This is a genomic window from Mesorhizobium sp. M2A.F.Ca.ET.046.03.2.1 (genome assembly GCF_003952425.1).
Taxonomy (GTDB): Bacteria; Pseudomonadota; Alphaproteobacteria; order Rhizobiales; family Rhizobiaceae; genus Mesorhizobium.
The window spans coordinates 3,568,221-3,586,735 of the sequence record NZ_CP034449.1; the positions used below are offsets into that span (position 1 = coordinate 3,568,221).

The following is an 18,515-nucleotide window of genomic DNA, read 5'->3' on the forward strand; positions in this document are numbered from 1 at the left end:
GAGCCACCTAAGAGCTTAAAATCGTGGCGTGAAGGATAACTTGGACGTTCGGGTTTTAGAGAGAGATCTCGTTGGGGAAAACGGGCCATGGCCTGCTATTTGGCGCATTAACCGCCGCTGATCCGCCTGCATCCGCCGGCCGGTCGCGGTTGCGGGAAGAACATCCGCTGGCTGGCCGGAGTCAAATAAAGTCGTATAGCCGGACGATGCGTGACGATCCTGCGCAACCGCGGAATACGGATCTCCATTGCGAGATTTGTCGGGCTATCACTAAAGGCTGAGAGGTGCCCCAGATAGGCTGATGGGAAGTTGATGGCAAACTAGGCTCGGTGAGGCGACCGGTCTCACGCCACCATGACATCCCGCCGCTCGGGTGTTGGGCCGAGCCTTGACGCGCTCCATGCGAGAGCCAAGTTGACCTAAGTCTGCGCGAAACCTGTCACTCGGGACTAAGGCTAGCGAGCGCAACGTTTGATATGAATCGGCTTTATGCCAGTCGCGAGCTTTTCAGTCTGCGACTCTTCAGCCTCGTCGTCTATTCGAGGTGAGGACGAGGACGGCGCTCGCAACTTGGTCGCCGGTCCCCCTTCGACGAACACGGGTATCCCTGCCACCGCTTTTGTTCCAGCAGGTTACCCGCCGCCTTCTTGCTGAACCTCAAGGGCAGTTCGGCAAGCGCGAACGCATATGAGGATTGGACCATGGATGACATCCGCGTTGTTACCGACTTCCCCCGCAAAGTGCGCGAGATCGAGAATGTCTGGATCCCGATGCCGGACGGGGTAAAGCTCGCTGCCCGCCTCTGGTTGCCGGAGGACGCCGAGGCGGACCCGGTCCCCGCCATCCTCGAATACCTGCCCTATCGAAAGAGGGATGGGACTGTGGAGCGCGACCAACTCACCCATCCATACTTCGCCGGGCATGGCTATGCAGGTGTGCGCGTGGACATGCGCGGTTCGGGTGATAGCGAAGGGGTCTGCAGGGGCGAATATCTCAAACAAGAGCAGGACGACTGTCTTGCCGTGATCGAATGGTTGGCGAAGCAATTATGGTGCTCAGGCAGTGTCGGTATGATTGGCATCTCCTGGGGCGGGTTCAACAGCCTTCAGGTTGCTGCCCGCCGTCCGCCAGCCCTCAAGGCGATAATCTCGCTGTGTTCGACCGACGATCGATACCGGGATGAATGTCACTATTTCGGCGGCGCGCTTATGTGCGAAAATTTGATGTGGGGGGCAGCGGCTTGGGCGATTGCCATGACCCCGCCCGATCCAGCTCTTGTGGGAGAACGCTGGCGTGAGATTTGGGAAGAGCGGCTCAACGGCAACGGGATCTGGCTGCAAGACTGGTTCGCGCACCAGCGTCGGGACGATTTCTACAAGCATGGTTCTATCTGCGAGGACTATTCCAACATCGAGATTCCTGTCTACGCGGTGGGTGGCTGGGCGGACGCCTATCCCAACGCCATCTTGCGCATGCTCGAGAACCTGCCGGGACCTCGCAAAGGCCTGATCGGCCCTTGGGCTCATAAGTATCCTCACATCGCCATGCCCGGGCCTCGCATCGGCTTTCTCCAGGAATGCTTGCGCTGGTGGGACCAGCATCTTAAAGCCATCCACACCGGCGTTGAGGACGAGCCGATGTTGCGCGCGTGGATTCAGGATCCTTTGCCCCCCGCCGCCATCTACGACGAGCGGCCAGGCCGTTGGATCGCTGAGCCTTCCTGGCCGACGGCGAGCATTGTCGAAAGACGGCTGTCGCTCTCACCGGGACTTCTTGCCGAAGGAGATGGCAGTGATGCTGTTCTTACGATCTGTTCACCGTCCACTTCGGGGCTATCATCCGGTGTTTGGTGCGCGTATGGCGCAGTGCCGGACCAGCCCATCGACCAGCGCATGGAAGCCGGAAACGCCTTGGTATTCGAAACCGAGCCTCTTCTGGAGGAGGTAGACCTTCTCGGCTTCCCCGAGCTTGAGGTAACCCTCTCTTCCGACAAAGCAGTGGCAATCCTATCGGCCACGCTTTCGCTCGTGTTTAAGGACGGCTCGGCCACCCGTGTGAGCTATGGCATTCTGAATTTGACCCATCGCCACGACGACCTCGATTTGAAGCCAATGACGCCCGGTAAGGCTGAAGCAATACGCCTGAAGCTGCGGTCTTGCGGGCAACGCTTTGAAAAAGGGCAACGCATAAGGCTCGCCATCGCCACCAGCCATTGGCCTATTGTCTTTCCTAGTCCAGAGAGGGCAAGTCTATCAATACATTGTGCGGCCAGCAGGCTTATCTTGCCGGTGCGCAAAGCGAATGCCGTAGACTCCAAACTTGTACCGTTTCTGAAGCCAGAGAGTGCTCGGCCGATGGCAACAGAGACTATTAAGCCTGGTAAACCTTTCTGTCGCGAGGTAATCACCAACCAAGCCACGGGCGAGACAACTTTCCGGATGGCGAGCGACGCGGGGACCGTGGTGCATCCGCACACCGGAATGGTCATTTCGGCTAAGCACAGTGACACACTTACCATGCATCCCGACGATCCGAGCTCGGCGCGCGGAACCTCCAACTGGGAAAAGTCGTACGCCCGCGGTAACTGGAACGTGCATATTGCGCTCTCGGCCACTGTCCGCGCGCTGCGCGACGTATGGCGCATCGAGACACATATCGTGGCGAAGGAAGGCGACAAGCTTTTACTTGAACGAGACGACGTCAAGGAGTTCGCTCGGGACTTAAACTGACCGGTACTGGTCCCGCTCGGCCGGGGTTCAAATGTCGCTTTTTACAACGAGATAGTAGGTATTGACGCGTTCCAACCAGCAGTGAGGTTCACGCCATCTCCGCAACTTCTGAAGGAAAGAGTGCTGCGTCGGCAACTAGGCCGAGAGCTCATGACATAAACAGAATTTATGCCTGACGGTATCTTTTCCGCCTGCGGCTTGGCTGCCCCATAGTATATTCCAAAGAGAAACACACCCGAGCAAGGAACGCGGGCGCCGCGGCCACGGCAAGACGCCTCGGCAAGTCGCTCGGCAAGGGGAACAGCCATGGAGGACATGATGCAAAGTGTAAGCCGCCGCACCTTTCTTAGGGCAGGAGCCGCGCTAAGCGGTGGCATAATCTCTGCTGGCATGCCCTTGTCTCAAGTCATCTGGGCGGCCGAAGGCAAGGTGCTCGAGGTGCGTTCCAGTGGAGACCTGGTCACGCTGGATCCCGCTTTCCTCGGGCAGGCGGCGGAAGTAGACCTAACAAACTGTATCTATTCAAAGCTCACGCGATATAAGCCCGGCACCGAATGGGGCTGGGAGTTAGAGGCTGCAGACAAGATCGAGCAGGTTGATCCCACGCATATCCGATTTCGCCTCAAGAAAGGCATAAAATTTAGTGGCGATTACGGCGAGCTGACGGCCAAGGATGTTAAGTTCTCTTTCGAGCGCGTCATCAAGCTCAATTCACCCATCAAGCCCCAATGGGGCTCGTTAAATCACGTCGAGGTGGAGGACGACTACAGTGGTGTTATCGTGTTCAACGCGCCATTTGCGGCTGTTTGGCTTGTTCCGCTGCCTTATGCCGTCGGCCAAATCGTTTCTGAGGCTGCGGTAAGGAAAGCCACCAAGGACGGCGGTAATTTCGGTGTGAAGCCGCCAGCATTCTCAGGTCCCTACGTGCTGGCTGACTGGAAGCCCAACCAGTACGCACTTCTCACGAGAAATCCGGACTGGTCAGGCCCCAAGCCGGGCTTCGACGAAATCCGTATCCTGCCTATTCCGGACGCTAAGGCAGCGGAACGTGCTTATCAGGCGGGCGACGTCGATTTCACCGTAGTCGGTTTGGACTCTCTCGCGGCGTTCAAGAGCAATCCGCCCGCCAACACGGAGATCGCGGAAAGGGCATCGACCCGTTATACATGGATCGGCATGAACATGGATCATCCCAAACTGAAGGACATAAATGTCCGCAGGGCGATCCAATGGGCGATCAATGTACCACAGGTTTTAGATACCGCGTATGACGGTCAGTCAATTGCGGCCACGGGTATTATTCCTCCAGGTATCGTTGGGCATCGCGCAAAGACTCTGGTTCCGCCGGAAGGTGATCTCTCAAAAGCCAAAGAGCTTCTCGAGAAGGCTGGGGTAAATGGTTTGACATTGAGCCTCGACTGTACAAACGACAGCCAGACTTCAGCCATAGCTCAGACGGTGCAGGCACAATTGTCCCAAGTCGGAATTTCTCTGGTGGTTAATGCCCGAGATCCCGGGACATTCTGGTCACTCGGCGTGGAGTCTGAGGGAGACAGCTGGAAGGACGTGCAGCTCTTTATTATGACCTTCTCCGGACTGCCGGATCCGTACGACTACGTGACTTGGTTCGTGCAAGATCAAGTGGGTATATGGAACTGGCAACGCTTCCGCAGCCAACGCTTTGACGAGCTAAACGCTAAGGGACTGTCCATTAACGATCCCAACGAGCGGGCAAAGGTTTACGAGGACATGCAGGACTTGATGGAAGATTCTGGCGCATTTCGGTTCCTGACCAATGAGACCAATCCAATCCTATATCGGAAGACGCGAATGAAAGCGGCGATGCGCCCAGATGGAACCCCATTATATATCGATTTCCAGCCGGCTTAAGCTTGAGCGTGAACTGTGTGGATCTATCTACTGAAACGCGTTTTCCTCGCGGTCGCCATTACGGTGATCGCGGTGACCCTTGTGTTCATGATGATCCATGCGGTGCCTGGCGACCCAGCCGTTGCTCTGCTAGGTCCCCGCGCCACGCCTGAAATGATAGCGCACCTTCATCGGGAGATGGGGCTGGATAAGCCGCTTGCCGTGCAGATCGTCATTTTCTTCGAAGGGCTGCTGCAAGGCAATCTTGGTTTTGATGTGTTGAGCCAACGTCCGGTTGCGGACATAATATTCGAGCAACTTCCTTATACTATCGAACTAATCTTCGTCTCGATTTTGTGGGCGGTGGCGATTGCGGTGCCGCTCGGTTGTTATTCGGCCATGAGGCGTAATTCTGTCATCGACCAGATCGTCGCGATCATGGCAGTCGCCACGATCGCGATTCCTTCGTTCGTCATGGCTGTCTACGCACTCCTGATCTTCGCTGTCACGCTCCATTGGTTACCAGCAGTCGGAGCCGGACAGGGTTTTTTGGACGGCCTTGTTCATCTCATTCTGCCAGCCTTCGCCGTCGGGATCGGCTGGGTTGGATACATCTCCCGGCTGGTACGGGCATCCATGATGGAGATCCTGGGTGAAAACCATGTGCGAATGGCCCGTTCCTTCGGCATTTCCGAATGGCGCATTGTTTTGCATTACGCGCTGCCGCTTGCGATCCTGCCGACAGTGACGATCCTCGGCGTGGGCATAGCGTGGTTGCTTTCGTCAGCTGTCTTTATCGAGGTCGTTTTCGCAAGACCAGGTATCGGTGCCTTGATTGTACAGGCGGTCAACACGCGCAACTATGCAGTCGTAATAGGGGCCGTGCTAGTCACCACTGTTGTTACTGTCTTGGCGACGACGGCGTCCGATCTGATCGCTGCCTCTCTTGATCCTCGAACCCGCGAGAAACTTTAGCATGGCGAGCCTTGAAGCGCTCCGCGGCGAAACTGGCCCAGAGCTAGCACCCGGCAGCTTCCGTAAGACGGTGCGGCAACTGCGCAAGAACCGTCTTGGCGTCCTTGGAGCCGCGCTGGTCGCGATCGTTTTCGCAAGCGCGATCTTCGCCCCGATCATCATTACACATGATCCGACCCGCATCATGGTGGGGCCGCGCTTGGCGGACCCGTCACTACTTTTTCTTCTGGGCACCGATCAACTGGGCCGCGACACATTCTCGCGCGTCATGATGGGCGGCCGCGTCCCGCTGCTTGTCGCCTTCGCCTCGCTAGGCAGTTCGCTGGCAGCCGGCCTCGTGCTTGGTCTGATCGCAGGCTTCGGACCGAGGTGGCTGGACAATTTGCTCCTTCTTTTATTCGATACGATCCGCTCCTTTCCGGGCATCATCTTCGCGTTGGCGATTATCGGCTTACTTGGACCCAGCCTGGCCAGCATGATTTTTGTTATCGCAATCACCTCTATGCCCATTTATGCACGGGTCGTGAGGACCCAGACAGAGGCGCTACGCAACAGTGAATACATCGCCGCAGAACGCACTCTGGGCGCTGGCACGATGCGCATCCTGGCAGTGCACGTACTGCCTAATGTTATCGGCCCGCTTCTCATCCTCGTGAGCATGGACGTGCCCGCGGTAATCGCGGTGGAGGCCGGTCTCAGCTTCCTTGGTTTGGGCGTACGTCCACCCACGCCCGATTGGGGAGCAATCCTCAACGACGGCTATAATTACATCCAGCAGACGCCGTGGCTTGTGGTTGGCGGTGGTATTCCAATCGTCCTCGCAACGCTGGGCTTCACATTCCTGGGTGAGGCGCTACGCGACATGTTCGATCCAAAGCTGCGGAAAGATCTATGATACCACACGATCGGTCATCGCAATCGACCACACCCCTCCTGGAGATACGTCACCTCCATCTTGATTTCGGGACACCAGAGGGGCGCATTCATGCACTGCGAAACGTGTCGCTTAATGTCGCAGCCGCAGAGGTGGTCGGCGTTGTCGGCGAAAGCGGATCTGGAAAGTCGACGCTTGCGTATACGGTGATGGGTCTGCTTTCGGAAAATGCCGATGTCACAGGTGGCGAGATCCTGTTTGAAGGGCGAGACCTGCTGAAGATGCCGGCTCAGTCGCAGCGTAGCCTGCTTGGCGATCGACTTTCCATGGTTTTTCAAGATCCAATGACTGCGCTTAATCCTGTGCGCACCGTTGAGAACCAGATGATCGACATCCAGCACCACCAGCAAAAAAGCCGGAGTGAAAAGCGTGCTCGTGCCATCGACATGCTACACCGGGTCGGAATTCCGGATCCGCAAAACCGGATCGGGGCCTATCCGCACCACTTTTCCGGCGGCATGCGTCAGCGGATATGTATAGCCATGGCGCTGCTTGTAAAACCCGTGCTCCTCATCGCCGACGAGCCGACGACTGCGCTCGATGCGACACTTGAAGTCCAGATCATCCATCTGCTCAAAAATCTCCAAAGGGAGATCGGTTGCTCCGTCCTCTTCGTATCCCATCATCTTGGAGCTGTGGCTGAGTTGTGCGACCGGGTCGTCGTCATGTATGCCGGCGAAGTGGTCGAACAAGGCGATGTGCGCAGCATATTCCGCAATCCCGCTCATCCCTACACCCGCGCCCTGCTTGAGTGCGACCCGGGGCGGCTTAAACGAACCACACGCACATTGCCGACCATTTCCGGCGAGGTGCCCAGCCTCCTGGGCTTGAAGAAGGGGTGCATCTTCAGCGCGCGATGCCCGCAGGCATATGATCGCTGTCTCGAGGAACAGCCAGTCGATCGCCCGATCAGCCCAGGGCAGACGGCACGATGCCATCTGCTCGAAGAAAATCGACTAGTTTCGGCATGAGTGCCCTTGTCAGTGTTCGGGACCTCTGCGTCCGCTTCCGCACGATGGGGCCGCTTAAAGCGCTCGCGACCGGGACAAATGCGCCTTTCATCGACGCGGTATGCAGTGTTTCTTTTGAAATTCACAAGGGTGAGACGCTGGCCCTTGTCGGCGAGAGCGGCTCCGGAAAATCCACCGTCGCTCGCACGATGATTGGCCTGCAGCGGGCGGTGAGCGGCAGCATCAGCTTCGATGGGCAGGAACTCACGGACCTCAGTGCGGTAGAACGCAAGCCCTACTTGCGACGCATGGCGATGACGTTTCAGGATCCGATCGGTTCACTTTCGCCCAGGCTGACGGTGCGATCGATCTTGACCGAGCCTTTCCGCATCCATGGGCTGAAGGATCGCGATTTAGGAGCTGAAGCGACGCGCCTCCTGCGGATGGTGGGCTTGCCGGCCGATTTTGTTGGCCGCTATCCTCATCAACTCTCCGGTGGTCAAGCCAGGCGCGTCAGCGTGGCGCGCGCCCTAGCGCTCAATCCGGACTTGATCATCGCCGATGAGCCGACCGCGGGCTTGGATGTCTCGGTGCAAGGCGAGGTGCTAAATCTTCTCACTCGCCTGCAGGACGAACTAGGCATCGCGATCCTGATAATCACGCACAACCTCAATGTAGTGCGCCACATAACTGACCGCATGGCAATCATGTATCTCGGCCGCTTCATTGAAGTCGGCACGACGCAGAGTATTTTCCATCAGCCAAGCCATCCCTATACCGAAGCGCTGCTTGCGGCCAATCCCGAACCGGACCCAGACGCAGTGCTCAACAGGATTGAGCTCAAGGGCGAAGTGCCAAGCGTGATGTACCGGCCATCCGGCTGCGAGTTCCACACCCGGTGTCGTTACGCTCAAGATCGCATCTGTGGCCGCGTCGCTCCCCCATCCTCAGTGAGCCTGCAGGACCCGGAGCACAGCTTTAGATGCCATTTCCCGTTAAGCTCCAAATCGTTGACCTGCTGAACGTTCATCCCTCGCGGAAACTGGGGGCCGATTTGTTTAAAATCTTGGCTGGGCTTAGGCAATTTGTCAGGCGCGAAGCCTTTCATCAGCGCAACAGACCGCGGGTCTGGCGTAATGCATTGGCATTCCATGGCGAGCAATTGGGGTGTTCCGGCCGAACAGCCGAACCCGGCGATTGCGACGGCGTAACATAAAAACGGGGTGGCCTCGAGGGCTTCGCAACTGGGGAACTGCGGTTGGTGGGCACCCTCGGCAGGCGTCCATGGTTCAGCTGTGCCGCACAAGCAGTGCCCGGTTCGCGCGCCCTATGAGGGTACGGCTTATGGGGGTAAGGCGGAGGCGCCCACTGTTCCCGCCGGCGCGCTAATAACGAATGGGGCATCAACATCATGCTGCGCATCAAATTCAATGATTGAATCTGGCATCCAGGGACCGATAACCTCGGGCAACCGGTGTCCGTGTCCGCTATGTAGTAAGCGCCTATGAAGTGGCGGCGCTCCTCTACACGTATTTCGCGAGCGCCGAATCGTTCTGGCTTAGAATAGCGGTCCTGGAACGCTTCTTGTTGGGACGAAAGCCACAGATGTCGCTCAGCCCGAAACTGGCTTGCAATCGAGATATAGTGGGGTTCCATCTGGGCGCATTGCCGCCTGCACCTTCGTTGTGCGATACACGACGGGAGTGGCCCCGTGGGTCAGGAATCGGAAATTCCCCGGATTCTTCCATGAGGTCCAGCATCTCCTCGTAGAGCTTTCCACGCTCATTAGGTCAGCGATGGAGAGTCCCTTGACGTTCAGTTCGTCATAACGTTTCGCTCCGGAAGCGTTGCCAATTCCAAACGCCAACTTGAGCCTGCGTGGTACGCATCCGGTGAAGACCGCAGACGTGCGTATCTGGTGGCCAGAGAACCTGAGCACCGGAGTGCTGGGGTCAAGCTTTCGATGGGGAGACGCGATGATGTTCTTCGAGGAGGAGTTTGACCTCCTCGAAGCCTTCATCGGTGAAGATCCCGTCGTCATCATTGGCGCCGTAGACCCAGATGACGCCGTCCTAATCCGGGACACAAAGGGGGTGAACTCCCGTCTCGACGGCGCGGGCGTCGCCGCCGTTGCAAAGGCGGTCGTCGCCATCCGCTCGTACCATGCCGCAGCGAGTCAAAGCGGCCCGCATCTGACCCTGCCTCTGTCAACCAAGGACAGCCGTGCGGTGCTCGTGACGCTTAAGGTGGAAGCGGAAGGTGAGGCGCTGATGGCGGCCGAGCAGGCACGCGCCTTGGGGTGCTTGTGAGCGGCGTAGTTGTCAAGAACGACGTGGATGGCCCTGCTGGCCGCCACCTCGGCATCGACAGCGTTGAGTGAGGCGGATGAATTCCTGGTGACGATGGCGCTGCATGTTCCTGCCGATAACGGTGCCATCGAGCACGGTAAGGGCGGCAAACAGGGTGGTCGTGCCGTTGCACTTGTAGTCGTGGTCGTGGTGCCGAGCCTACCCTTCATGGGCAGGCCGGGCTGGGTGCGGTCGAGCGCCTGGATCTGGGCTCTTCTCGTCGACCGACAACAGGATAGCGTGAGCCGGTGGATCAACTAGTGGCATGGCCGACGACGTTGCGCAGTTTGTCGACGAACTGCGGATCGTTGCAGAGCTTGCACTGGCGCGCCACACGCAAGTCTTGAACTTACCAGATTGCCGCATGATCTCGAGGGTGCCCACGCCGTCGCTGCTCAACAGAATGATCTCTGCGCGCCAAACGTGCTTCTGCAGCGCACTGCGATGGGCGCGCTGATCAGAGAGAGGCTGACGATCAATCGAAGAAACGGTGAGGTATATTCCTGTGCGCATGTACCAGACTCGCATGCGCACTCACAAAAGGGAATCCTCAGCCGAACTCTTATGTCAGGCGTAAACCACTAGCACGACAGGGCTCCCGGCAAAGCTCTGGGATCGACAGATTGCCCATTGCGGCGCGCTGGAAGGCTACCTGGTTCCAGTTGTGGTCGCAGGCACCCCAGAGCACGAATGCAGATGAATTGACTTTATATCGAGCAATATTTTTTCCGCCTTTAGCATCCAAGAAATCCGGTCTTAGATCCACGTAAGAGTGAGCCACTAGGGCGGCCTTAACATGTCCTCGTTTTCGATTGTGAACCACAAAATTGATCCCACGCGAGTGGCAAAAGCACTTAAGCCGGATGGGAGCATGGATGACAACGATCGGGTTGAAATTGGGCCGACGGACGTCGCCTTTGCGGAGTGGGCAGCCTTGGGCCTGACCACGCCCAACCTAGATCGTATGCGCAAGACCCGTCTTGATCGGATTGTTCTGCAACTCCGCCAAAGAGACTATGCGGGCGTGCTCTGCTTCGACCCGCTGAACATACGATACGCTTCAGATTCCTCGAACATGCACATATGGATCATGCACAATCCGTCACGAGCTGTGTTCGTATCGGCCGACGGCTATGTCGTTCTCTGGGATTTCCATCGTTGCAGCCACCTGTCAACCTATCTGCCGCTCATCAACGAAACCCGGGATGGCGGGGCCGGCTTTTACTATTTCGTTGCCGGCGACCAAGAAGAAGCAGTCGCCAAGGACTTTGCCGGACAAATTGACGAACTGTTGCGCCGCTCTGGTGGCAAAAACCGTCGTCTTGCCGTCGACAAGATCGAAATCCCCGGCCTTCGTGCGCTAGATGCAGTTGGCATCGAGGTTTGCAACGGCATGCAGCTCATGGAGCACGCCAGGGCCATTAAGGGAATCGACGAGATCAACGCCATGCGCTGCTCTCTCGCGACCTGCGAGATTGCCGTTGCCAAAATGCGAGAACGTTTGCAGCCCGGCATAGCCGAAACGGAACTTTGGTCGGTTCTTCATGCCGAAAACATCGCACGTGGTGGCGAGTGGATCGAAACGCGCATTTTAACTTCCGGCCCGCGCACGAACCCCTGGATGCAGGAGGCCGGCCCCCGTCGCATTGTCTCAGGAGACCTCGTCGCCTTCGACACCGATATGGTGGGCCCGTACGGCATGTGTGCCGACTTCTCCCGCACTTGGCACTGCGGTGACGGCCGACCCACCGAAGCACAGCGAAGGCTGCACGACATAGCCTACGAGCACGTAGCTGCAAACATGGCTATGCTAAAGCCGGGCGTCTCTTTCACCGAACTCACTCAGCGCAGCCACAAGCTTCCCGCGGATTTCGTCAAGCAGCGATATGGCGTCATGATGCATGGCATTGGTCTTTGCGACGAATATCCCGCGATTCTCTATCCTGAAGACTTCATCCCGGGAGCATTCGACTATGTTCTCGAGCCCGGAATGACCCTGTGCGTCGAGGCTTATATCGGTGCCGTCGGTGGGCGGGAAGGCGTAAAACTGGAAGAGCAGGTGCTCGTGACCGAGAGCGGAGTTGAAAATCTCACGAGATGCCCGTTTGATGAGGCTTTGGTGGCCTAGGGATTTCGGCCGAGTCTCTTCAAATTGTCCAATTCTTGAGAGATCCGCGGAAAAGCTGTTTGTTGCGCATCTGGCTCAGCACTTTTGCGGAAGTTGGCTTTTCGTTGGTCCAACTCGCCCGCCTACATTCGTAGAAAGGGGGGTGGAGGCATCCAAGTCCATGGTCGACGCCCTGACCCGCGAGTGCTGTCGATACTCTGACCAGCAGTCGGGCAGTGGCAGCTGTGGCGTCAGATTTGCAGCAAGTCCGCTGTTAGCCTCCGAACACACGGTCTCTGTTGGGGGTGGCGCATGTGGCCATTCCGCCAAGGATATTGGTCGAATTGCAGGCAATAGCCGGTCAGTGTCAGGTCACACTGGGTTGGCGCTTCGTGACGACGATTTTCGTGTAGCAGACATTTCGCTGAGTGGTTTGCATGCTCTCGATCTTGGCTGGGGACACAACAATGTGGAGCTTCGGTGTATGGAGCGCGGATCGGTCGTCATCGTTCGGCGTGTTCGGTGCTCCATGGGGCGGTCAATTCATCTGCTTACGTCACAGCCGGGACCTGCTTGACAAGAAACCTGAGGCAGCGCGATACTATGAGAAGTCCCTCCTGTCGTGACGGAACGCTATCTCGGAGGATAAATATGCACTATTCCCTAGATATACATGCCGAGGCTGGGCGTTTGTTGGAAGAGAAATGCTGTGCGATTTCCGCCCTACTGATCACGACTCCCCTGGTCGGCTTGCTTTTCGCATTTGCGTCACAGGGGACAAATCTTTTTGACTCTACTAACCCGGAGAGGGCCTTCCTCCAGAGTTCTTCGATCGTGCTGCCGCCGCGCTGAGCAAGTCCAATAAGTCTGCCACGGATGTAGCTAAGCTGAGCGTCCGACGGAAACGCCCCAGTGTTGATTTTTCGAGCTTTCTCTGACTTGCCTGTCGGAGTCCACCAGAGGCGATCCGTCGCGACGCAGCCTAGTGCTACTTTGGCAGATTTTTGGCGATGTGGGCATTTTGAGGATTGAACGAAGCCGCTAACGCGGCATTTGGCGGATCGGTTTGCAGGAACGCTTCTGTTTTGAAGGATCGCGGCTGTTGAAGCGCAATCTGAGAACAGGAGCTACAGAAATGGCCAAGTTGACCCCAGTTCCCCGGCGCATGATCGAGGATATGACGATCCGTAATCTGCCGCCGGCCACGCAGCGATCCCCACGTGCATGCCGCGGCGAAGTTTTCGCGCTACTTGGCCGTTCGCCGGACCGGCTCGGTCTGGAGGACGTGCGCGCCTTCCAAGTTCATTTGATGTCGACCGGAATCTCGTGGCTGCGCTGAACCAGACGGTGTGCGCGCTGCGGTTCCTCTACGGCGTGACGCTGGGCCATGCCGAGAGTCCGGAGCGGATCGTCTATGCTCGCTCGCTACGCACGCTGCCGGTGGTATTGAGCGCCGACGAAGTCGTGGCCTTCCTAGAGGCGGTGCCGAGCCTGAAGTGCCGTACGGCCCTGACGACGGCCTAAGAGCAGGTCTCAGTGCTTGGAGACTGTCGGGCTGAAGGTCGGCGACATCGACAGCGGTCGCGGGGTGATCCGTGTTGAGCACGGCAAGGGCGACAAGGACCGCACCGTGATGCTGTCGGCGCAGCTTCTGCGCATCTGCGAGTCTACTGGCGGCTTGGCGAAGCCGCGGGACTGGCTGTTTCCCGCGCGCGGGTGTTATTTGGGCTTGTCGTTCGGCGCGTGCGGCCGCCTAAGCGGGTGACGGTCCACACGCTCAGGCACAGCTTCGCCACGCATCTTCAGAACGCACCGACATCCGCACCATCCAGGTTCTACTCGGCCACAACAATCTGTCCGGCGGCGCGCTACGCTAAGGTCTCGAACAGCCTCATCCGACGCACGACAAGCCCGGCTGAACATCGAGGTGCCGCCAGGGTGAGTGGTACCGCCATGTCGGCGAGACTGAAGGTGGCGGATATCTTCCGCCGCCATGGCGAAGTATATAGACAGGTTCATGACGGCTATCTAGGCTCGCATCGAGCGGCGTGTGATGAGCGCGATCGAGCTCTGCCGGACCGCCGAACTGGGCGGCCAGTCTACGGCTGCCGCTCCTGCGGTCGATCCGCGTGGCCTACAATTCCTGTCGCAGCCGGCACAGTCCCAAATGCCAGGGTCAGGCCTGCCGGGACTGGCTTGCCGCACGCCAGAATGAACTGCTGCCGGTGCTCTATCACGCAGTGTTCATGCTGCCGGCTGAGGTTGCTGCGATCCCTTTCACAAGGCGGCACCTTATACGCGGCCGAAACGCCTGCGCGCGAAGCCAATCTCAGGCATTTGGGAGCTGAGATCGGCCTCATCGCGGCGCTGCATAGCTCTCATCTACCATCCCGCCTGATTGTATCGTACCGGGTGGTGGTGTCTCGCCCGACGGCACACGCTGGATCTCGTGCAGGCCGGGCTCTTTTTACTCGTGCGCGTGCTGTCGCGCCTGTTTCGCTGGCGCATGACACGGAAGACGCGCTTGTGATTGACGGCCGGTTCGCCGTCTTTCGCGTTCCCTGTTCGTCAGGGCTGTGATGCGACGATCGCCATAGGTCGGGCGTTCGTCGATCAGGCGGCGACCAGCTCCAAGAGCCCATCGTCATCGGGGTTGCGATAAGGCCCGCGCGGCTTCACCAGGCGATGCAACTCATGGAGATGGGAACGCGCCGCCCCGAGGGTCTCGGCAACGGCCTTCATCGGGAACCGTCCCTCGGCTGCGACAAGAGCCGCAAGTTCGGTTTTTTGACTCCGACCTGGCCAGCGCGTCTTTGAGGATCTCCACTTCCATGGTCTTGCGGCCGAGAAGCCGCTCGAGGTCGCGAAGGCGCTCTTCAAGCCGCCGCACTTCCGAACTCCCGACCACAGATTCGTCCGATCCCACCGCAGCCGTTCCGCCTTCCTTCAATAAACGGCGCCAACGATACAAGAGATTTGGCGCCACGCCTCATCGTGCGGCGACAGAGGACACGGTCTCACCCGGAAGGAAACTCTCCTCGATAATCTGCAGCTTCTGTTCGGTCGTCGTCCAGTGTCGGCGCCGTACCTCCCCGGTGATCAGTTCAATCCGTCGACAGTCGTCAGCCATAAGCCTGTGCTTGAGGATATCCCCAAGCCTCCCGCGTTAGGCCGACTGTCCGGCCGAAATGGGGGCCAGTTCAGGATCCGACATTGTTGGCGAACTTCGAACAAAGGAGGTCTGTGCAGTTCTTTCACGACGCCTTTCTTCGATGAAGAACAGTGTAATGCGAGCCTTCAGGTCAAATGGCATGACGCATGCACAGGGTTGTGCGAGCCGGAAGGAACAAGGCCATGCTGACAGAGAACCAGATGAAAGTGCCTGCCGAGATCGTGCCTCGCCAGGAGAATGCCGAAGAGACCCGCCACGTACCTTCGGAGCTCGAGCACGAGGATTTAGCCGATGCGCGCTGTTGGAATGCAGGCGATCGCCCCTTGCTGACGGGCAGGGTTGGGTCATGCAGTTGAAGGGCGATCGTAGGCTAGAGGCTTTTCGACGGATGCTTCGCATCCGCCGATTCGAAGAAGAAGGTAGGCGCCTGTTCAACGGTGGTCAGATCCCTGGTTGGTTTCACACGACCGTGGGTCAGGAAGGCGCTATCGTCGGAGCAAGCCTCGCCCTCCGGGACGATGACGCCATGACCGGAACACACCGTTCGCATGGCCATCCGATTGCGAAGGGCGCGCATTTGCAGGCGCTTATGGCAGAACTGATGGGTAAGGAGGGCGGCGTTTGTAAGGGGCGTGGCGGTTCGATGCATTTTGCGGACAGTTCAGTGGGGATTATCAGTGAATCGGGAATCGTCGGAGGGGGCATTCCTCTTGCCACAGGATGCGCATTTAGCGCCAAGGTGCGCGGCGTCGATCAGGTTACCCTTTGCTTTTTCGGCGACGGAGCAGTGAACCAGGGCACTTTTCACGAGAGCCTCAACATGGCCTCGTTGTGGAGGCTTCCCGTCATTTATCTTTGCGAGAACAATGGCTATGCAATGACCACCTCCGTAGCAACAAGCCACGGACAGCCGGACATTGCCCTACGAGCGGCAGGTTACGGAATTCCAGGAGAAATAGTAGACGGACAGGACGTCAGTGCCGTCTATCAATCTGCGGCATATGCGGTCACGCGAGCACGCGCGGGGCAGGGACCCACTCTCATAGTGGCCAACACTTATCGGTTCGATGAACACAATATAGGCTTGGCCGTTTCTGGGGAGCCTTATCGACAGGTCGCAGAAGTCGAGGCACACAAACGCGACCGGGACCCAATTTTGCTATATCGCACTGTGCTGCTCGAAGAGGGTGTAAATGAAGAGACTCTAGCAACCATCGAGCATGAAGTGGCCCAAGCCGTCACACAGGCCGTACAGTTTGCTTTGGCTAGCCCCATGCCCCGGCCCGAAACGTTGCCCGACTATATGTTCGTGTCGACCATTGCCCGCTAAGGGTGGGCTGGAGGGATTAATGGATGTGAAAGACGATACCCACAGAGACGCAGCCACGCCCGGTCCCCATATTCAGATGACCTATTTTGAGGCAATCGTGCAGGCCCAGCTAGAGGAAATGCATCGGGATGAGCGCGTTGTATTGTTGGGAGAGGACGTCTCAGTTCATGGCGGCGGCAAGCTTATCGAATGCTTCGGCAAGAACCGGGTTTGGAACATGCCAATTTCAGAAGGCAGTTTTACGGGACTTGGCATCGGGGCTGCCATCAATGGTTTGCGACCGATTGTAGACATTTCAACTGCCAGTTTCATCTATCTCGCTTGTGACCAGATTGTAAACCAGGCCTCAAAATTGCGGTATATGACTGGGGGCCAGATAGACATCCCAATCGTCTTTCGCTGCTGTATGTTCTCGACGGGCTCCGAAGCGGCACAGCATGCCGACCGGCCTTACCCGCTTTTTATGAACGTGCCGGGCCTTAAGATTATCAGCCCGACCAGCGCTGCCGATATCAAAGGCCTCATGAAATCCGCCATTCGCGACGGCGATCCTGTGCTCGTCTTCGAGGACACCCGCCTCTGGCCTCTCAAAGGCGACGTCCCCACGGATCCGGACCATTTAATCCCAATTGGCAAAGCGGACGTGAAGCGCGAGGGGGAGCACGTTACCGTCGTTGCCATCGCCGGTGCTATCAGGCCGACCATGGAAGCTGCCAACTACCTCATCGAGGAAGGCATTTCGGTCGAAGTGATCGATCCACGTACATTGAAGCCGCTCGATTATGAGGCAATCAAGATGTCAATCGAGAAGACCGGACGGCTGATTATTGTCGAGAACGGACACCGTATCTGCAACGTCGGAAGTGAAATCGCAGCGGTGATGGCGGAAGAGTCCTTCGATCTTTTGAAGCGACCTATCTTGCGGCTGAGTGCTCCAGATATTCATGTCCCATTCAGTCCGGCTCTTGAGAAGGACTTTTTTCCAACACGGGACAGCATTGTTGGCGCCATACGACAGTTACTCTGAGTTCCCAAAAAACGCATGAATGGAAGTAACACAGCAACTGCCGTTATCGTCGCAGTAGGAGGTGATAAGACGCGCTTAGAAAAAGAAGGCAGGCCATCAGACGATAGGCGGGAAACATTCCAGAAGGGATAGGGCTTATACATGAGTAAATCATTCATCGATGGCAGATTCGGTCTGAGTGGGAAGACCGCTTTGGTGACCGGCGGAGCACGCGGCATCGGATTGCAAGTCGCGCTTACATTACAAGAAGCTGGCGCCGATATAATTCTCACTGGAAGGGATCGGGTTCGCGTGGCCGCGGCGGCAGATCAGTTTCCAGTCAAGCCTAAAGTCTATCAGCTCGATGTTAGGGACTCGCAGGCGGTACGCGATCTCGCCGATGGCATCGCCGTTTGCCCTGACATCCTTATTAACAATGCCGGGGTGTCCCGCGCGGCGCCGACGAAATATACCACCGACGAGGATTGGCGAGCTGTCCTTTCAGTCAACTTGGACGGCCTGTTCTACTGCAGTCGCACCTTCGGCTCTCTCATGGCGGAGCGCGGTTCCGGCGTGATTGTAAATATCAGTTCGATATGTGGAGATGTTGTCACCCGACAGGAATCCGTAGTCACGGCTTACAATGCGAGCAAGGCGGGGGTAACTATGGTAACCAAAACCCTTGCTTGCGAATGGGCAAGATCTGGGGTTCGGGTGAACGCAGTGGCGCCTGGATTCGTACAGTCAGAGATGACCGACCAGTATCCTGTAGAAGTGGTCAGGGCATGGTCTGATCGGACGCCAATGGGCCGCTTCGGCCAACCTCATGAGATTGCATCTGCCGTCCAATTTCTTGCTAGCGACGCGTCAACCTATATCACGGGAACGGTATTGTTGGTGGATGGTGGCTACACTTGCTGGTGAGATTTTCTATTGGTTAATTCTGGTGGGCCATCCTGCTGCCTGGGGTGACAAAGCAAGATGATCTACCCATCGAAGTTTCTGTGCGTCGCACTACTTGATCCATAGTTTCGTAGTCAAAAGCACGGTGAACGTCAACCGAATCGATGAAGCTATCCAGCAGTTTGGCGGTGC

At 57.6% G+C, this 18,515-nt stretch carries 15 protein-coding genes and 2 pseudogenes; 15 read left to right on the forward strand and 2 right to left on the reverse strand.

Features of this window, described 5'->3' with window-relative positions; translation table 11 throughout:
* The first annotated feature begins 701 nt into the window (after positions 1–701).
* The 6 genes from EJ072_RS17120 to EJ072_RS17145 all read left to right on the forward strand — a co-directional run bounded on the left by EJ072_RS17120 (position 702) and on the right by EJ072_RS17145 (position 8,479).
* On the forward strand, positions 702–2,729 hold the full coding sequence (locus tag EJ072_RS17120; RefSeq protein ID WP_126080632.1) for a CocE/NonD family hydrolase: 2,028 nt from the start codon (positions 702–704) through the stop codon (positions 2,727–2,729).
* Positions 2,730–3,035: 306 nt separating this feature from the next.
* The gene (locus tag EJ072_RS17125; protein WP_126080633.1) at positions 3,036–4,619 is read left to right on the forward strand and encodes an ABC transporter substrate-binding protein; all 1,584 of its coding nucleotides are present in this window, start codon (positions 3,036–3,038) and stop codon (positions 4,617–4,619) included.
* A 15-nt stretch (positions 4,620–4,634) separates the two neighbouring features.
* Positions 4,635–5,573: an ABC transporter permease gene (locus tag EJ072_RS17130; RefSeq protein ID WP_126080634.1), complete on the forward strand. Its 939-nt coding sequence runs from the start codon at positions 4,635–4,637 to the stop codon at positions 5,571–5,573.
* Position 5,574: 1 nt separating this feature from the next.
* A complete protein-coding gene (locus EJ072_RS17135) occupies positions 5,575–6,468 on the forward strand; it encodes an ABC transporter permease (RefSeq protein WP_126080635.1) in 894 nt (297 codons plus the stop codon).
* Positions 6,465–7,478 carry an ABC transporter ATP-binding protein gene (locus EJ072_RS17140; protein WP_126080636.1) on the forward strand — a complete coding sequence of 338 codons (1,014 nt, stop codon included), beginning with the start codon at positions 6,465–6,467 and terminating at the stop codon, positions 7,476–7,478. The genes EJ072_RS17135 and EJ072_RS17140 overlap by 4 nt, the downstream gene beginning before the upstream one ends.
* Entirely contained in the window at positions 7,475–8,479 is a 1,005-nt protein-coding gene (locus EJ072_RS17145) for an ABC transporter ATP-binding protein (RefSeq protein WP_126080637.1), read from the forward strand. The genes EJ072_RS17140 and EJ072_RS17145 overlap by 4 nt, the downstream gene beginning before the upstream one ends.
* Positions 8,480–9,706: 1,227 nt before the next feature.
* Here the strand turns inward: EJ072_RS17145 and EJ072_RS17150 are convergent.
* A pseudogene (locus tag EJ072_RS17150) lies at positions 9,707–10,318 on the reverse strand (hypothetical protein); the annotation flags it as partial.
* Positions 10,319–10,601: 283 nt separating this feature from the next.
* On the opposite strand from EJ072_RS17150, the gene dddP reads away from it, so the two are divergent.
* The 5 genes from dddP (at position 10,602) to EJ072_RS17165 (ending at position 14,260) form a co-directional block, all read left to right on the forward strand.
* Positions 10,602–11,933: a dimethylsulfonioproprionate lyase DddP gene (gene dddP, locus EJ072_RS17155; RefSeq protein ID WP_126080638.1), complete on the forward strand. Its 1,332-nt coding sequence runs from the start codon at positions 10,602–10,604 to the stop codon at positions 11,931–11,933.
* A gap of 1,114 nt (positions 11,934–13,047) precedes the next feature.
* Positions 13,048–13,251, forward strand: coding sequence for a hypothetical protein (locus EJ072_RS36830; protein ID WP_245466463.1), 204 nt, complete (start codon positions 13,048–13,050; stop codon positions 13,249–13,251).
* Positions 13,239–13,436 (forward strand): hypothetical protein, encoded by a 198-nt coding sequence (locus tag EJ072_RS36835; RefSeq protein WP_245466462.1) that lies wholly within the window; start codon positions 13,239–13,241, stop codon positions 13,434–13,436. The genes EJ072_RS36830 and EJ072_RS36835 overlap by 13 nt, the downstream gene beginning before the upstream one ends.
* Before the next feature lie 16 nt (positions 13,437–13,452).
* On the forward strand, positions 13,453–13,677 hold the full coding sequence (locus EJ072_RS36840; RefSeq protein ID WP_245466461.1) for a tyrosine-type recombinase/integrase: 225 nt from the start codon (positions 13,453–13,455) through the stop codon (positions 13,675–13,677).
* Between the two features lie 364 nt (positions 13,678–14,041).
* Positions 14,042–14,260 carry a transposase zinc-binding domain-containing protein gene (locus tag EJ072_RS17165; protein ID WP_245466460.1) on the forward strand — a complete coding sequence of 73 codons (219 nt, stop codon included), beginning with the start codon at positions 14,042–14,044 and terminating at the stop codon, positions 14,258–14,260.
* Between the two features lie 154 nt (positions 14,261–14,414).
* On the opposite strand, the pseudogene EJ072_RS36845 reads toward EJ072_RS17165, so the two are convergent.
* Positions 14,415–15,042 (reverse strand): annotated as a pseudogene (locus EJ072_RS36845) (transposase); the annotation flags it as partial.
* A 224-nt stretch (positions 15,043–15,266) separates the two neighbouring features.
* On the opposite strand from EJ072_RS36845, the gene EJ072_RS36015 reads away from it, so the two are divergent.
* The 4 genes from EJ072_RS36015 (at position 15,267) to EJ072_RS17185 (ending at position 18,344) form a co-directional block, all read left to right on the forward strand.
* On the forward strand, positions 15,267–15,440 hold the full coding sequence (locus EJ072_RS36015) for a hypothetical protein (protein WP_189343319.1): 174 nt from the start codon (positions 15,267–15,269) through the stop codon (positions 15,438–15,440).
* Entirely contained in the window at positions 15,431–16,414 is a 984-nt protein-coding gene (locus EJ072_RS17175; protein WP_126080640.1) for a thiamine pyrophosphate-dependent dehydrogenase E1 component subunit alpha, read from the forward strand. The genes EJ072_RS36015 and EJ072_RS17175 overlap by 10 nt, the downstream gene beginning before the upstream one ends.
* 19 nt (positions 16,415–16,433) lie before the next feature.
* A complete protein-coding gene (locus EJ072_RS17180) occupies positions 16,434–17,441 on the forward strand; it encodes a pyruvate dehydrogenase complex E1 component subunit beta (RefSeq protein ID WP_126080641.1) in 1,008 nt (335 codons plus the stop codon).
* A gap of 141 nt (positions 17,442–17,582) precedes the next feature.
* Complete coding sequence (locus EJ072_RS17185; RefSeq protein WP_245466459.1) at positions 17,583–18,344, forward strand: SDR family oxidoreductase; 762 nt, start codon at positions 17,583–17,585, stop codon at positions 18,342–18,344.
* Positions 18,345–18,515 lie beyond the last annotated feature (171 nt).

Excerpts from the sequence above, each read along its gene's own strand:
- EJ072_RS17120 (WP_126080632.1), top strand. The coding sequence starts at position 702 with ATGGATGACATCCGCGTTGTTACCGACTTCCCCCGCAAAGTGCGCGAG.
- EJ072_RS17185 (WP_245466459.1), top strand. The coding sequence starts at position 17,583 with ATGAGTAAATCATTCATCGATGGCAGATTCGGTCTGAGTGGGAAGACC.
- EJ072_RS17125 (WP_126080633.1), top strand. The coding sequence starts at position 3,036 with ATGGAGGACATGATGCAAAGTGTAAGCCGCCGCACCTTTCTTAGGGCA.
- EJ072_RS17140 (WP_126080636.1), top strand. The coding sequence starts at position 6,465 with ATGATACCACACGATCGGTCATCGCAATCGACCACACCCCTCCTGGAG.
- EJ072_RS17175 (WP_126080640.1), top strand. The coding sequence starts at position 15,431 with ATGCAGTTGAAGGGCGATCGTAGGCTAGAGGCTTTTCGACGGATGCTT.
- dddP (WP_126080638.1), top strand. The coding sequence starts at position 10,602 with ATGTCCTCGTTTTCGATTGTGAACCACAAAATTGATCCCACGCGAGTG.
- EJ072_RS17180 (WP_126080641.1), top strand. The coding sequence starts at position 16,434 with ATGGATGTGAAAGACGATACCCACAGAGACGCAGCCACGCCCGGTCCC.
- EJ072_RS36015 (WP_189343319.1), top strand. The coding sequence starts at position 15,267 with ATGCTGACAGAGAACCAGATGAAAGTGCCTGCCGAGATCGTGCCTCGC.
- EJ072_RS17145 (WP_126080637.1), top strand. The coding sequence starts at position 7,475 with ATGAGTGCCCTTGTCAGTGTTCGGGACCTCTGCGTCCGCTTCCGCACG.
- EJ072_RS36830 (WP_245466463.1), top strand. The coding sequence starts at position 13,048 with ATGGCCAAGTTGACCCCAGTTCCCCGGCGCATGATCGAGGATATGACG.
- EJ072_RS17135 (WP_126080635.1), top strand. The coding sequence starts at position 5,575 with ATGGCGAGCCTTGAAGCGCTCCGCGGCGAAACTGGCCCAGAGCTAGCA.